The organism is Mycoplasmopsis primatum ATCC 25948 (genome assembly GCF_000702785.1).
In the GTDB taxonomy this organism is placed as follows: Bacteria; Bacillota_I; Bacilli_A; order Mycoplasmatales; family Metamycoplasmataceae; genus Mycoplasmopsis; species Mycoplasmopsis primatum.
This window is the reverse complement of the sequence record NZ_JNJV01000023.1, coordinates 1-15,252: the sequence shown is the minus strand read 5'-3', so window position 1 is coordinate 15,252 and position 15,252 is coordinate 1. Positions and strand designations below refer to the sequence as shown.

The 15,252-nt window shown below is 27.5% G+C and carries 13 protein-coding genes; 6 read left to right on the top strand and 7 right to left on the bottom strand.

Features of this window, described 5'->3' with window-relative positions; genetic code table 4:
* The 4 genes from T386_RS0103005 to dnaK all read left to right on the top strand — a co-directional run.
* Window positions 1-516: restriction endonuclease subunit S (locus T386_RS0103005; protein WP_029513671.1), on the top strand; the 516-nt coding region annotated here is incomplete at its 5' end.
* 41 nt (window positions 517-557) lie between these two features.
* Entirely contained in the window at window positions 558-1,109 is a 552-nt protein-coding gene (locus T386_RS0103000; RefSeq protein ID WP_051622791.1) for a restriction endonuclease subunit S, read from the top strand.
* 68 nt (window positions 1,110-1,177) lie between these two features.
* Window positions 1,178-4,324 carry a type I restriction endonuclease subunit R gene (locus T386_RS04710; RefSeq protein ID WP_029513669.1) on the top strand — a complete coding sequence of 1,049 codons (3,147 nt, stop codon included), beginning with the start codon at window positions 1,178-1,180 and terminating at the stop codon, window positions 4,322-4,324.
* Window positions 4,325-4,505: 181 nt separating this feature from the next.
* Window positions 4,506-6,323 carry a molecular chaperone DnaK gene (dnaK, locus tag T386_RS0102990; protein WP_029513668.1) on the top strand — a complete coding sequence of 606 codons (1,818 nt, stop codon included), beginning with the start codon at window positions 4,506-4,508 and terminating at the stop codon, window positions 6,321-6,323.
* Window positions 6,324-6,551: 228 nt separating this feature from the next.
* Here dnaK and tig read toward each other — a convergent pair whose 3' ends face one another.
* The 5 genes from tig to T386_RS0102960 all read right to left on the bottom strand — a co-directional run bounded on the left by tig (window position 6,552) and on the right by T386_RS0102960 (window position 13,244).
* A complete protein-coding gene (gene tig, locus T386_RS0102985) occupies window positions 6,552-8,147 on the bottom strand; it encodes a trigger factor (protein ID WP_084274178.1) in 1,596 nt (531 codons plus the stop codon).
* A gap of 361 nt (window positions 8,148-8,508) precedes the next feature.
* Window positions 8,509-9,210, bottom strand: coding sequence for a hypothetical protein (locus T386_RS0102975; RefSeq protein ID WP_029513666.1), 702 nt, complete (start codon window positions 9,208-9,210; stop codon window positions 8,509-8,511).
* A gap of 116 nt (window positions 9,211-9,326) precedes the next feature.
* Entirely contained in the window at window positions 9,327-9,662 is a 336-nt protein-coding gene (hinT, locus tag T386_RS0102970; RefSeq protein ID WP_029513665.1) for a histidine triad protein HinT, read from the bottom strand.
* Complete coding sequence (locus T386_RS0102965) at window positions 9,662-11,122, bottom strand: HinT-interacting membrane complex lipoprotein P60 (RefSeq protein ID WP_029513664.1); 1,461 nt, start codon at window positions 11,120-11,122, stop codon at window positions 9,662-9,664. The genes hinT and T386_RS0102965 overlap by 1 nt, the downstream gene beginning before the upstream one ends.
* A 10-nt stretch (window positions 11,123-11,132) precedes the next feature.
* Complete coding sequence (locus T386_RS0102960) at window positions 11,133-13,244, bottom strand: HinT-interacting membrane complex protein P80 (RefSeq protein WP_029513663.1); 2,112 nt, start codon at window positions 13,242-13,244, stop codon at window positions 11,133-11,135.
* 105 nt (window positions 13,245-13,349) lie between these two features.
* On the opposite strand from T386_RS0102960, the gene T386_RS0102955 reads away from it, so the two are divergent.
* Window positions 13,350-13,931: a hypothetical protein gene (locus T386_RS0102955; protein WP_029513662.1), complete on the top strand. Its 582-nt coding sequence runs from the start codon at window positions 13,350-13,352 to the stop codon at window positions 13,929-13,931.
* A gap of 66 nt (window positions 13,932-13,997) precedes the next feature.
* On the opposite strand, the gene rpsT is transcribed toward T386_RS0102955, so the two are convergent.
* Window positions 13,998-14,276, bottom strand: coding sequence for a 30S ribosomal protein S20 (rpsT, locus tag T386_RS0102950; protein WP_029513661.1), 279 nt, complete (start codon window positions 14,274-14,276; stop codon window positions 13,998-14,000).
* A gap of 81 nt (window positions 14,277-14,357) precedes the next feature.
* Here rpsT and T386_RS0102945 point away from each other — a divergent pair, with 81 nt between their 5' ends.
* Window positions 14,358-14,912 carry an inorganic diphosphatase gene (locus T386_RS0102945; RefSeq protein WP_029513660.1) on the top strand — a complete coding sequence of 185 codons (555 nt, stop codon included), beginning with the start codon at window positions 14,358-14,360 and terminating at the stop codon, window positions 14,910-14,912.
* A gap of 112 nt (window positions 14,913-15,024) precedes the next feature.
* Here T386_RS0102945 and T386_RS04600 read toward each other — a convergent pair.
* On the bottom strand, window positions 15,025-15,252 hold a 228-nt coding region (locus T386_RS04600), incomplete at its 5' end, for a hypothetical protein (protein WP_036460002.1).

The window sequence follows — 15,252 nt, the reverse complement described above, 5'->3', positions numbered from 1 at the left end:
AATTTATCTGTTGATGTAAAAAGTTTAGAAAGAGTTTTTATTTCCCAAAACGAAAAACAGAATAGAGTATTATATGGCGATATTCTTTTTACCACATCTTCTGAGACTGCAAAAGAATGTGGCTACGCTTCTGTTGTTAATAATCATTATTTAGATAATAATGAGGTCTATTTAAATAGTTTTTGCTTCGGTTATAGATTATTTAATATTGAAAAATATAATGTTAATTATTTTAAATTTTTATTTAAAAGTGAAAGCATAAGAAAACAAATAATTAAATGTGTTAATGGAGTAACTAGATTTAATTTATCAAAAGAATTATTTAAAAAAATTATAATTCCTGTCCCACACATCTCCATTCAAAATAAAATTGTTGAAATATTGGATAAATTAGAGACATATACAAAAGATATTCAAACAGGTCTTCCCCTTGAAATTAATCAACGTCATCAACAATATGAATATTATAGAAACAAATTATTAGACTTCGAAAAATTCGGGGGGGGGGGAAATTAAATAATACTTATATTAATTTATTAAACGATTTAGACCAAAAATTGTATTTTATAGTTGAATATGAAAAAATCAAGGACATTTGCAAAGTATATAAAGGTACCCAATTAAATAAATCTAAATTACACACTTTTGGTGAATTCCCTGTTATTAATGGTGGCAAAGAGCCTAGTGGATATTGAAATCAATATAACTTTAATGAAAATAATATAACCATATCTCAAGGTGGAGCATCTGCTGGATATGTGGATTGACAAAAAAATAAATTTTGAGCAGGAGCTCATTGTTATGTTTGCATTTCAAATGATAAAAAAATAAATAATAAATTCTTATTTTATGTGTTAAAGAACAACGAGAATAAGTTGCAACAAAAGCAATATGGAGCTGGCATACCTAGTTTAGGTCTTGATACATTGCAAGATATTCAAATCCCCATCCCACACATCTCAGTTCAAAATAAAATTGTTGAAATATTAGATAAATTAGAAACATATACAAAAGATATTAAATCGGGTCTTCCCCTTGAAATCAAACAGCGGCATCAACAATATGAATATTATTTAAACAAATTGTTTGAATTTGACAAAAAGTCATAACTATCTTCATTACTATTAATATTTAAATCATTAAAATTATTAATATAAATAACTTATAAGGAGCTAATATGAATAATTTGGCTAAAAACGTATTATTAGTAGATCAAGAAAATTCTACTGTTATTGCAGAGTTTAAAACTAGTTTAAAAACATCTAGTAGTTTTCAATCAGAAGCTGATTTAGAAAATGAATTTATTAAACAATTAGTTTCGCAAGGTTATGAATATTTGCCTATCAATAATTACAATGATTTAATGTCAAATTTAAAAAAACAAATTGAAGAGTTAAATAACTATAAATTTTCTAACGAAGAGTGAAAAGATTTTCTTAATAATTATTTATTAAAAGCAAATGAAAATGAAGAGGGAAGAAGTTTAAAATTCCATAAAAATCACATTTATCCTTTACAAATAAACAGTAATGGTTTTGTGTCTACAAAAAACATTATGATCATTGATAAAAATAATATTCACAATAATAAATTGCAAGTTATAAATCAATATGAATATTTCAATTATCAAACAAACAAGAATAATAGATATGATGTTACTATTTTAGTAAACGGCTTACCGTTAGTACATATTGAACTTAAAAAAAGAGGCGAAAATTTAAAAGAAGCTTTCAATCAAATTGAAAGATACAAAAAAGACTCATTTTCTAATTTATTTTTATATACACAATTATTTGTTATTTCTAATGGTACTAAGACAAAATATTATTCAAATACAACAAGATATTCATCAATTAATGAAAAAAATGACGTTAATAATAAATCTATTAAAACAAGTAATTCGTTTAAATTTACTTCATACTGATCTGATGCCAAAAACAATTTAATTTGTGACTTAATGGACTTTTGTGCTACATTTTTTAGCAAAAATACCATTTTAAACATATTAACAAAATACTGTGTTTTAACCAGCGATAATACACTGCTTGTATTAAGGCCATATCAAATTGTAGCCACAGAAAGAATTATTAATAAAATCCGCACTTCTGTTGCTAATAAGAAAATATTAGGTACTACTAATGCGGGCGGGTTTATATGACACACCACCGGTAGTGGAAAAACACTAACCTCATTTAGAACTGCAACGTTAGCAAAAGAAATTCAAGGTGTTGATAAAGTTTTATTTGTAGTTGATAGAAAAGACCTTGATTATCAAACTATTAAAGAGTATGAAAGATATTCGCAAGGCTGTGTTAGCTCAAATGCTACAAGCAACATTTTAGCTAAACAGATAGAAAGCAATGATGATAAAATTATCATCACTACTATTCAACGATTAGGTTTATTCATAGCCAAAAATAGAAGAAGCAGTGCATACAATAGCAACGTTGTTATTATTTTTGATGAATGCCATAGAAGTCAATTTGGAGAGCTACATAGGAAGATAACGCATGCCTTTAAAAACTATATGATTTTTGGCTTTACAGGCACTCCTATTATGGAGGAAAATAGCATCAAAAGAGTTGAAAGTTCAAAAGCCATTTTAACAACTAAAACACTTTTTGGTGATTGTTTGCACTCCTATACAATTGACAAAGCTATTAGAGATAATAATGTTTTGTGTTTTAAAACAGAGTTTTACAAAACTGCTGATTCAAAAGATCTAAAAGATAATGTTCTTGCCAAATACATCAATAAAAAAGAAGCATTGGAAAATCCTATCAGAATTGGTAAGATAGTTCATTGACTATTAGATGATGATTTTTATAACTATAATAGATTAACAAGACGTAACAATAGTCTTTATTATTCTAGTGAAATAAAAACCAAAAATGGAATTATTACAAAAGTAAAAAAATCATTCAATGGTTTTAATTCTATTTTAGCGTGTTCATCAATTGATTCAGCTAAAATCTACTATACTGAATTTAAAAAGCAACAAGAGAAATTGCCTGAAAATCAAAGATTAAAAATTGGTCTTATTTATAGTTATTCACCAAATGAATCTGATAATAGTGATAATGCAGGAATGTATCAATTAATAGATGATGAAAATAATGAAAACACTAATTCACTAGACAAAGTTTCACGTGATTTTCTTGATGAAGCAATTAATGACTACAATAAAATGTTTAATACAACATATTCAACCAGTAGCGAAAATTTTAACAATTACTATAAAGATTTTAGTATGAGACTAAAAAATAGAGAGTTAGATATAGCTATTGTTGTTAATATGTTTTTAACAGGATTTGATTCAGCCACATTGAATACGTTGTGAATCGATAAAAAAATAAGACATCATAGTTTAATACAAGCTATGTCGAGAACCAATAGAATTTTAAATGATGTTAAAGACCACGGAAACATTGTATTTTTTATCAATTTAGAAGATGAATTAAATGAAGCAATTAAGTTATTTACCGATGAAAATAATATTGATTCAAGAATCACCATTTTGAGACCATTCAAAGATTATTTTTATGGCTACTATGATGAAAAAAATAAGTATGTCCAAGGTTTTAAAGAATTAGTGGACATTTTAAGAAAAAAATTCCCTGATAAATGTTTAACAGGTTATGAAACAAAAGAAGAAGAAAAAGAATTTATCACAACTTTTGGAAAAATTTTAAGCTACAACAATTTACTATCACAATTTGCTGAATTTAAAGGCAACGAATTAATTACTGGTACAGAACTTCAAGATTATAAAAGTTCATACATTGAATTAAACGAAAAATATAGAAACAAAAGAAAAAGCGAAACCGATAGTATTCTATTTGATATTGAATTTAAAATAGAATTAATAAAATCTGTTGAAGTTAATATTGATTACATTCTTAATTTTATTGACAAGCACAAAGAAAAAGATATTACAAAAGAAATATACGACGTTATATATAAAGATATTTTAGCTAGTCCAACATTAAGAAAAAAGAAAGATTTGATTGATGAATTTATAGCCTCAATTAATGATTCTAAAGATCCTAATGAAATAAATACATTTGAAGCATGAAACATTTTTATAAAAGACAAACAAAAAGCGGAATTACAAAATATTATTAAAACTAAAAATCTTAAAAGCGATGAAACCATCAAATTTATGAACAAATGTTTTAAAGACAATGAATTTAATGAATTAGGCGAATCAATTCCTAAATTATTAAATATGCGCAAAAGTTTTTTAGATAAAAATAGATATGACAACAAAACTGACGTTATTGAGACTTTAAAAAACCATTTTAACAAGTTTCATATTTTCTAAACTTATTAAGCATTTCATAAAGCCATCAAGCAAAAAGCCATTAACTTGGCTTTTTTTGATGCAAATTGGCTCATAGTGGGCTTAAAAATTTAGGCAAATTTAGCAGAAAAACTTTATAAGTGCTAAATTTTTATGTTAAAATTATCTATATATTTATTGAATTAATTGAAAGGATAAAAATATGGCAAAAGAAGTTATTATTGGTATTGACCTTGGTACTACTAACTCTGTTGTTTCTATTGTTGATAACGGAACACCTGTTGTTCTAGAAAACCTTAATGGTAAAAGAACTACTCCATCAGTTGTAAGTTTTAAAGATGGTGAAATTATTGTTGGTGACAACGCTAAAAACCAAATTGAAACAAACCCTGATACAGTAGCATCAATTAAAAGATTAATGGGTACATCAAAAACAGTTCATGTAAATAACAAGGATTACAAACCAGAAGAAATTTCAGCAATGATTCTTGAACATCTTAAAAAATATGCTGAAGAAAAAGTTGGACACAAAATCGAAAAAGCTGTTATTACAGTTCCTGCTTACTTTGATAACGCTCAACGTGAAGCTACAAAAATTGCTGGTAAAATCGCTGGTTTAGATGTTTTACGTATTATTAACGAACCTACTGCTGCTGCTCTTGCTTTTGGTCTTGATAAAACTGACAAAGAACAAAAAGTTCTTGTATTCGACTTAGGTGGTGGTACATTTGACGTTTCTATTTTAGACTTAGCTGCTGGTACTTTTGAAGTATTATCAACAGCTGGTGACAACAAACTTGGTGGTGATGACTGAGATAATGAAATTGTTAAATGATTAATTGCTCAAATTAAATCAGAACACAAAATTGATATTACAACTAACAAAATGGCTATGGCTCGTTTGAAGGCTGCAGCTGAAAAAGCAAAAATTGACTTGTCAAACTCTCAACAAGCACAAATTATGCTTCCATTCCTTGTTATGCAACAAGGTTCAGAACCTATTAGTGTTGAAGCAACATTAAGAAGAAGTCAATTTGAAGAAATGACTGCTCATTTAGTAGCACGTTGCAAGAAACCTATTGAAAGAGCATTAGCTGATGCTAAATTAAAAATTTCAGAACTTGATGAAATTCTTTTAGTTGGTGGTTCTACACGTATTCCTGCAGTTCAACAATTAGTAGAAAGCATTTTACAAAAGAAACCTAACCGTTCAGTTAACCCTGATGAAGTTGTTGCTATGGGTGCCGCAATTCAAGGTGCTGTTTTAGCTGGTGACATTGATGACGTGCTTCTTGTTGACGTTACACCATTGACACTTGGTATTGAAACAGCTGGTGGTATTAGTACACCTCTTATTCCAAGAAACACACGTATTCCTATTACCAAGAGTGAAGTATTTACTACATTTGAAGATAACCAAACAGATGTTACAATTAAAATCGTTCAAGGTGAAAGACCACTTGCAAACGACAATAAATTATTAGGTCAATTTAATTTATCTGGTATTCGTCCAGCACCAAGAGGTGTTCCACAAATCGAAGTTACTTTCAAAATCGATGCTAATGGTATAACAACAGTTTCAGCTAAAGATAAAGACACTAATAAAGAACAATCAATTACAATTAAAAATTCATCTAAACTTTCAGATGAAGAAGTTGAAAAAATGATTAAAGAAGCTGAAAAGAATCGTGATGCTGATGCTAAAAGAGCAGAAGAAATTAGTGTTGTTATTCAATCAGAAAACTACATCATTAAAATTGAAAAAGAACTTAGCGATGATAATCTTGTAATTCCAGAAGACCATAAAGAAAAAGTTAATGGAATGATTAAAGAAGTAAAAGAATTAATCGAAAGCAAAGATATTGAAAAGCTTAAAGAAAAAATGGAAGAACTTAACGAAGCTTACTTAGCTGCTAAAGACGCTGCCGGCGCTGCTAATAGAAGCGAAGAAGCTTCTAATGATGGTGGTGAAACCGAAGAAGTAGTTGAATCAAATCCAGAAGAAGAAACATTTGAATAATTAGTTTTAAAATTAGCAATTTATATTGCTAATTTTTTTACTTTTAATCCCCCCAACCAAATAGAGCTTAAGGATTTATTGTAATCACTTAAAAACCATATTTATAGGGCTATACGTCTTTTTGGAAATTAACGATTTAGCATCATAATGCGCAATATTTCAGGTTAAATAAAATGTCAATAGCGCACAAAAAAATCATTCAGTTTAATGAATGATTTTAATAGGTTATTATTTTTCAGTTGCAGGTTTAGATTTAGACTTAGCTTTTGAAGCAGGTTTTTTAGTTGTTTCTTTTGGGGCTTCTTGAGGTTCAACAACTTCTTCTTTTTTACTTGCTTTTTTAGCTTCTTCGGCTTTTTTGTCTGCTTCTTTTTTCATTTCTTCAAGTTCTTTTTCAGCGGCTTTTAATTGCTTTTTAACAACTTTTATTAAAGTAGCACTATTAGCAACTGCAACTTCTTTATTAATAGCTTGAAGTATCAATTTTGAGGTAGCATGATGCTTGATTTCTTCAACCATTTTTTCAATATTAGGATCTAATGGTTTGTTTTCTTTTACAGCATCATTATATCTTTGTTGTATACCTTTTACATATTCTATAAGAAATGCTAATGGTAGTTGTGGTTGCATAAGAGATAATGACACCATTCATGTTTGTCAATCTTCATCTTGAAGTTTTAGATCAGAGCCATATTGTTTCAATAATTCTGTGAAAATGAAAACACTAATTAAATGTTCCTTTTCTTCTTTTATAACTTGTTGATAAAAATCTTTTTCGCTTAATTTAATTAAATCAAGATATTCATCAAATTTGATTGATTGTTTTTTAAGTTCAGCTTTTGTTTCTTCTAATTTTTTGTCAGCATTTACCTTAACAAGAACGTCAGCTGCAACAAATTTATGTTTTTCTTTAAATTCTTTAATCAACGAATCGATTGCTTTATCTTCGTTTTCAAAATATTTAAGAACATTTAAAAGATCTTTGGTATATTCTTTAAATTGTTCAATGTTTTTTACATTAGGAATATGTAAATCAACAACTGCTTCATCAGTTAAAACAACTTCTTCAGGTCTTTTAGCATCAAGTATTTCACAATCAAATACAGCAGGTTGTCCTTTAAGTGTTGGAACAGCATATTCATCAGGGAATTTAACATTAACTTGGCCTTTTCAACCAATTTTTTTATCAACAAGTTGTTCTTCAAAAGTACCAATAAATGTTTTGCTTCCTAATTTAAGGTCAAATTCGTCTGCTTCTCCACCATCAAATGGTTCATTATTAACATAACCTTTGTATTTGATAGTAACTGTATCACCAAGTTTTGTTTTGTCACCTTTTTTTAATGGGAAGTTAAGTGCATTTTTGCTAATTTGTGCCTTCATATATTCATCAATTTCTTTTGATGAAACCGATAATTTTTCAATTTTTGTTTTAATTGATTTATCAATTTTGATCACTGACATATCAGGCAATAATGGAAATACTAATCTAACAGTAGTAGAGTTTTCGCCTAAGACTGGTGCATCAAGCAAATGAGCGCTTTGTACGGCGTATTTATACTCTTTTTGTACTTCCTTGAAAATTTCATCAAAAAAAGTTTCATATGCTTTATTAATCGATTCATAAGCAACTACAATTGGTGTAACATGTTTATCTACTATATGTTTAGGAGCTTTTCCAGGACGGAAACCATCAACTTTCAAGTTTTTAATTTTGTCAGCTTTGGTATCACTAAAAATTTTGTCTCATTTTTCACCTTTAAATTCAAATTCAACAATAACTGAATCTTTTTCTTTGTTTAGTTCAATAGATTTAACACTCATTATTTTCTCCTTATAATTTAAGTTAAATATTTAATATATAAATGATATTTTAAATTTTATTATAAAAATTAAACAAAGTAAGTATTTTGGCCTAAATTGAAATAAAAAAGAGCATAATGCTCTTTTAATAACATAAGATAATTCAAATTTAAAGTATCTGCTCACAGTACTTCACTATTATCGTATGAAAGGAGTAATATAACTCTTAAGCAGCTGTTCCTATGGATACAGCAATCATTCATTTTTATGAATGCATCGAATTTATTATAACCGTAATTGAAAAAAACCAAAGAAAATTTTTGTGCAAATTTTGCCCTGTCACTTCTTCCATTATAAAACAAGATGAGTTATCTACCGATTATTAAATCCATTGCGATGATTCATTTGATTTAAGCAATATTTCAAGATTGTCTTTTTGTTTTTCCAGTATTTCCTTAGTCATATGATAATGACTCGCTGTGATCGTTTTTAACTTATTATTATATTTAATTTCACAACCAGCAGAATTTCCCACTATTTCTCTAATTCTATAGTCTTTTTTGTGTCTTGCTTTAAATTCTACAACAGCAGAACCATTTGTTGAGTCCAAGAAGGAATCAATATAGACTTCAATATTTTTGGTGTTTTTAATACTTCCATTATCCTTTATTTTAATTAAGTTTCTTGCCCATAAATATTCGTTAGTAAAATCGTTAAGGCTTACTTTTTTCTTATCAATCATTATAGCCTTATAAGTTTCTTTATATATGTTCTCTTGATTTGATACTTTTTTAGTTTCAAAAAATTCTTTTATTTTTTTTGCTTCTGCTTGTAGGGTTTCACTGTCAGGATATACAAGTGTGAATTCGCCAACTTTTAGAGGCAATGTTTCTAATTTTTTAGCTAGTTCCTGTTCATTAACAATGCCATAATCAACAAATTTAGGGTTTAATTTTTTAAGAGAAAGTCTAAATTCCACAATATCATTGCTATTAGGAGAAGAACAGCTAGCTGAAATTAATATTGGGGTATTGATTGCCATAGAAGTAATTAAAGCATTAATAAAAATTTTATTTTTTATCATAATAGTGACCTTTCTTTGTAATATATGCTTAATTGTTAAATTTTACATAATATTAGCGTGCATTAGCAATAAAAAAGACTCAACAACTGTGTGAGTCTTTGTTAACAATTACTCTGTTAATTATCTGTTGTTTTTTCACGGTAAGGAATAATATGAACGTGAGTATGAAAAATACTTTGATCAGCTTCCTTGCCTGTATTAATTAAGATTTTAAAACCAGGAATACCTTTTTCTAAAACTTCTTTTTTGCCTAATTTACGAGCAACATTAATTAAATGAGCTGCTGTTTCATCATCTGCTTCTGTGATGTTTTTGCTTTTAGTTTTAGGCACAACTAGAAAATGACCAGGTTGAATTGGAAATTTGTCATAAAAAGCTACACAAACATCATCTTCATAAAGAAATTTAGCAGGTTCTTCATGATTTATAATTTTTAAAAATAAGTCATCCATTATTTTTCCACCCAAACTTTGTTTTTTAATAAGTCATAAAGAGGTTTAATATCTTTATTAATTTTAATTTTAATTCCTAAGTGAGCAAAGGTTTCAGTTGCTTTTGTGACTAAATTAGCCGAGTCCTTTGTGTAAAACATATAAGATAATAAGTCTAAATTACCCTTATAAATTGTGTTTTCAAATGATAGCACATCAACTTCTTTTTTATCTTTATCTTCAACTTCTTTGCCTTTTAAATAATCATCTTTCTTTGGTAATTTTGTTTTAATTCCATTAGGAACAATTTGATTGATATATGTAACTGTTAATTTACCGTTTTTATCAGCTGTTGGAACTGAAGATTTCACTTTTCCTTCTTGCAATTCTTTGAAGCTAAATAATATTTGATTAAGTGGGTCATACATTCCGTAATTTTGAGCGCTATCTGTACGTTTTTTGTTATCACCTTCATCTCAACTAAGTCCATAAGAACCTGGATCTTTTTGGAAACCAATATAACCAGAAAGCTTACTTTCAATATCTTTATTTGACGAAAGAATTTCTCACTCTTTTATTTTTTTGCCTTCTTCAGCAGTATCTTTAAAGAATGCATTGTAGTCTTCAAGAGTGCTGATTGTATTTTTAATTTCAGGTTTTGTAAAGATATCATTTGAAGTGTTTTTATCACTAAAAAGCCTGTTTCATAGTTGAATATATTTATTTTCAAAAGCGTATTTATTTAAATAATAATGATTTAATCCAAACTTAGCATCTTTACCATTTTCATAATATTCAAATTTTTGTGTCTTATCTTTCTTTTCTTCTTTTTTATCTTTTTCTTTGTTTTTGTCCTTGTCTTTGTCCTTATCTTTATCTTTTTCGTTTTCTTTCTTTTTAGCCTCTTCAATATTGTTAGCTATTGTTTGGAGATCCTTTAATTCAGAAATTTCAAAATAAGCTTTTACAAGGAGCATATTATTAATTTCTTTTCTAATACCAGTGCTATCAACTGATCAAATTTTTATAAAATCATCTTTGTTAGTTTCGCCAGGGAATTCTTTGGTGCTTAACCAATTAAAAGGGTTGTCATTAAATATATTATTTTTGTTTCAATCATTAACTTTGTTAACAAAATAATATTCATCTTTTGCTATTTGCTCTAGCGCATAAATTTTATATGCTTTATATGATTCTTCAAATAGTTTAGATTTTGGTCTTTTAAATTCGTTTTCAAAATTTTTGATAAGAGTTGCATGATCAATAGTTCCGTCTGCTTTAATATTATATTTTTTACTTAAAGCAAGAATGTTTCATATATCTTGTATTTCTGAAACTCTTTTTTCATCTTTAAGTTGTTTTTCTTGTTCTAATCTTTCAGCATTTTTCGTTTCATGTCCACATTTAGCACTCATAACACTAACAGCAGGAATGAAGCTAGTGCTTAATGAGCCTAAAAGAATTAACTTATTTTTTTTCATCATTCCTCCATTAATTAGACAAACCAAACTTCTTTTTCATATATTCAAGTGCTAATGAAGCGGCAGTGTCTTGATCATTTTTATTAAAGTATGTTTTTCCATTTTTTACTGTAAATAATTCATCATATTCATTTTTAGCACGTGTATCCATTCACTTAGAAACATCTTTTGAAAGTTTAATAAAGTTAGAAATTTGATTAAACTTAATTGATCTTTGTGCGGCGGAAATTAAATCTCGGATGTCTTGTTCAGTATATTTAACGTCTTTTTTAGGCTTGCCATCTTTATCTTTTTCTTTAGTTAGCAGGTTGTTTTGTGTGAGTAAATGTTTTTTAAAATCATCTTCTTTTAATAATTCTAAAATGTATTTATCCCTAGGCAACTCTTTGCCAATTTTGCTGAGAGCGTTATATCTTACACCAAGTTGTTTTTCATATTTTTTGCTCAAATAAAAGTCATTTTTGATCATAATAGTAATATCAGCAGATGTAATTCCGGTTTTATAATACAATAATTTAAAACCTTCACTTGACAATATTCCAACAACATTATCTAAGCCTTTTATTCTATATACAGTTTGTATTTTGTTATTGTTTTCAAATAAAGCAGCAAATGGTTTTAAAATGAGTTCTTCAAACTTCTTTTCAGTTAAACCTTTGTTTTGTGATTCATTAACATCAGTAAAGAATGTCTCAATTTTTTTATTGTATTCATATGCTTCTGTATTGTTAGTTGGCTCAAGTTTAGAATCTTCAATACCAGCTTCTTTTGCAATAGCTTTTCTAATTTTTTCTAACTCACCAAATAAATCAATTTCTTTGAAGTTGGTTGTTTGGCCATCTTTAAATAATAAATCAGGTGAATTTGCAAGAAATAAGTGATAGTTATCGCCAGTCATAAATTCAGAAATTGATGTAAGGCCTTTAGTACCTCAGTTGTTTTTAACTGCATCAGCACTTTTTGAAAAGTAAGATAAGATAGTTGAATATTGAATAGCTGCATCAGGTAATTTATATATTCCGGCACTAAGAGGTTTAGCTTGAAGTACCATATCAATGTAACTATCAAATGGCTTAAAGTTGTTTTTTACAATATCATAACCTTTGGTTACTTTATCAAGTCCAAATGTTCCGATCTTTCCAGCAAATAAATATCTTAAAAAGATGTTTTTATCTATTTTTCATTTATCATTTTTTTTCGCAGGAGCAATTCCTGGAATTGTGAATTCGCTCATTAAACTTGGTTTTTCATTTTCTACATACGAATTAATGAAAGGAGTAGCTAATTTATATTTATCATCAAAAACATAGCTTTCTGTGGCTAAGGCTAATTTAGATTCGTCATCTTGTTCAATGAATTTTTTATCACTATTTTCGCGTCATCATTTATAAACATATTCATTATTTTTATTTTTTCTATCAATTTCATTTTTTTTATCTGTGCCAGAAGATAATCTAAAACGACGCAAAGCATCTGAGCGAATATGTGAGAAAACTTTATTTTTGATAGCTTCATCAACAGTTTTAGCACCTGAGTATTTTTCAACTAAATGTTTATTAAATTCAGTTTCTCAATTATCAGTTCCAAATTGAAGCTTCATATTGCTTTCGATATCTTGTAGTTCTTTTTTAAATTTATCTTTTAATTCATCAATAGTAGGCAAACGATATGAATTACTTTCAGCTTCATTATCTTTTCTTGATTCGTTTCATAATTTTTGATATTCCACAGAAGCTGCTTGTTCTTTATTGTAAAGATAATACAAAATGATTTTATCAAGAGCATTTAATTGCTCTTCTATTTCTGGTTTTTTAGTATCAGAATAATTTTTTTCCAATTCACCTAATTTTATTTTTAAATCAATATTACCAGTTTTGCTGGTGAGAGTATCTGTGTCCTTATCATATGCCCCAACAGTATTTTTCTTAACTGAATTAATAACAAGCGGAACAGTAATACCTGTTCCAATAACGCCAATTAATAAACCAGAAGTTAGACTAATTTTTCAACTTTTACTCTTTTTAGATTTCGATGTTTTTTGACCATCATTTTTACCTTGATTTTCTTGTTCAGCATTTTTTGCTAAAAGACGCTCAAAAAAAGGTGTTTTCTTTTTAGCCATATTTTCTCCTTATTACTATATTTAAATTAATAATATAAGATTAATATAAATAATTAAAATTAAACAATATTATAATATAAAAATTTTTTTATAATAAAAGACAACATGATTATGCAAATTACTACTCTTAATACTTTTAAAGTTTTGCAAAGAATTTTAATAGATGAAAATATCAATTATTCCTTAGGTATTGATAATTATTTAGAATATAAAAATAATCCAGAACACTTTTTAACTAATGAAATAAGTGTTTGCCTTTGACATGAAGATTTTTATAAACTATATAAAAAATATCCGCATTTTTTTACATTACCCGAAAATTTAATTGGCAAGACTTTAGCGCCATGCTTCAAACAAGACGGCACCAAAATCAACATTAATATTATTGTTGGAACAACCAGCAAAAAAATAGATCAATTATATAAATTCAAAACATATAAACAAATTGCTTACTGGGGAAATAGTAAAAACCATTGGTTTCATTATTTGTTAGGTACTCGAACTGAAAGAGTAATCCTGCACAATTTAATTAATCAATTAAAAGAAAGTAGATATATGAAATTTATTATTCTTGGTGCTAATGTAGATCAGTTTAAAATTTTTACAAATTTAAATTATAATAACCGTTTTTGAATCGAGGATAAGGGAGTTAAAGTGCCATTTTTTTCACAGTTCAAAAATGCCTAATATCATTGTTTTATAGTAAAAAATAAAAAAACTGGAAACCCAGTTTTAATTATTTAATTAATGAAGCTATTTAGTTTCTGTTTTTGATTTTTGGTCATTAACAAATTGATCTAAACGTGATGATTTTCTAGCTCCTTTATTTGGATGAAATGTTCCTTTTTGAACAGCAACTGCAATAATTGAATGAGCTTCTGCTACTAATTTTGCTGCCTTTTCATCATTAGCTAAAACTGCTTCTCTTGCAGCTCTAATTGCTTTTTTCACACGTGTTTTCATAGCATTGTTTTTGATTCTATATTCTTCTTGTTTAGCAATGCTTTTAATTTTTGATTTGATATTTGCCATAAATAGCCTCCCTTTTTATATATTTGTGTATAAAAATCGCTTAACATTATAACATTAAAAATATTATAGTATTATTATAATATGTCGAAAATATTAGAAATTAAAATTGAAATTCCTAAGAATTCAAATATTAAATATGAATATAACCGTGAAGATGGCCAAATTCATGTAGATAGAATACTTAGAGGAGATTTTAGATATCCATGCAATTATGGTTTCATCCCAAATGCATTGGATTGAGATGGTGATGAATTAGATGTTCTTTTATATAGCAACGAGCAATTTATGCCTGGTACAGCTGTGAATGCTCGTATCATTGGTGCAATGAAAATGAATGATTCGGGCGAAACAGATACTAAGTTAATAGGAGTACATGAAGACGATTATCGCCTAGAAAATATTAAAACTCTTAAAGATTTACCTGAACCATTTTTATTAGATATTGAAACTTTTTTCAATAACTACAAAAATTGAAAAAAACCAGGGATTACAAAAGTTTTAGGATTTGAAGATGAAAAATGAGCATTAGCAGAGGTTAAGGAATGTCAAGAGTTAATGGAAAAATATGGTCAAATGCCTAAAAAAGAATTTGTTGCCAAAATGATGAAAGAACATCCAGATAAATACACTTTCTAAAATACTAAAAATAAAGGACAAAAGCCTTTATTTTTCCTGAGTTTCCGAGTTGCAGAAGCAAAAAATAACATTTAGTCCTTATTTATAGTCTAATAAGGAAAAAATGTTATTTTTATTTACATACCATATTTATTATTCTTCTATATGTTTCAAAATTAGTTAAGTTTGTTTTGTTTTCTTGATCATTAATATATATTTTTTCAACTAAGGTGTCGTTTGAATATTTTCAAATGGCTATTGCTGATTCGATTGCTTTTATGAATTTAGAATTTGTTACTGTTTCATCAACAACACCATAATCTTTTAATTTTTTATTAATAGTGCTTAAAATAAATTTTAT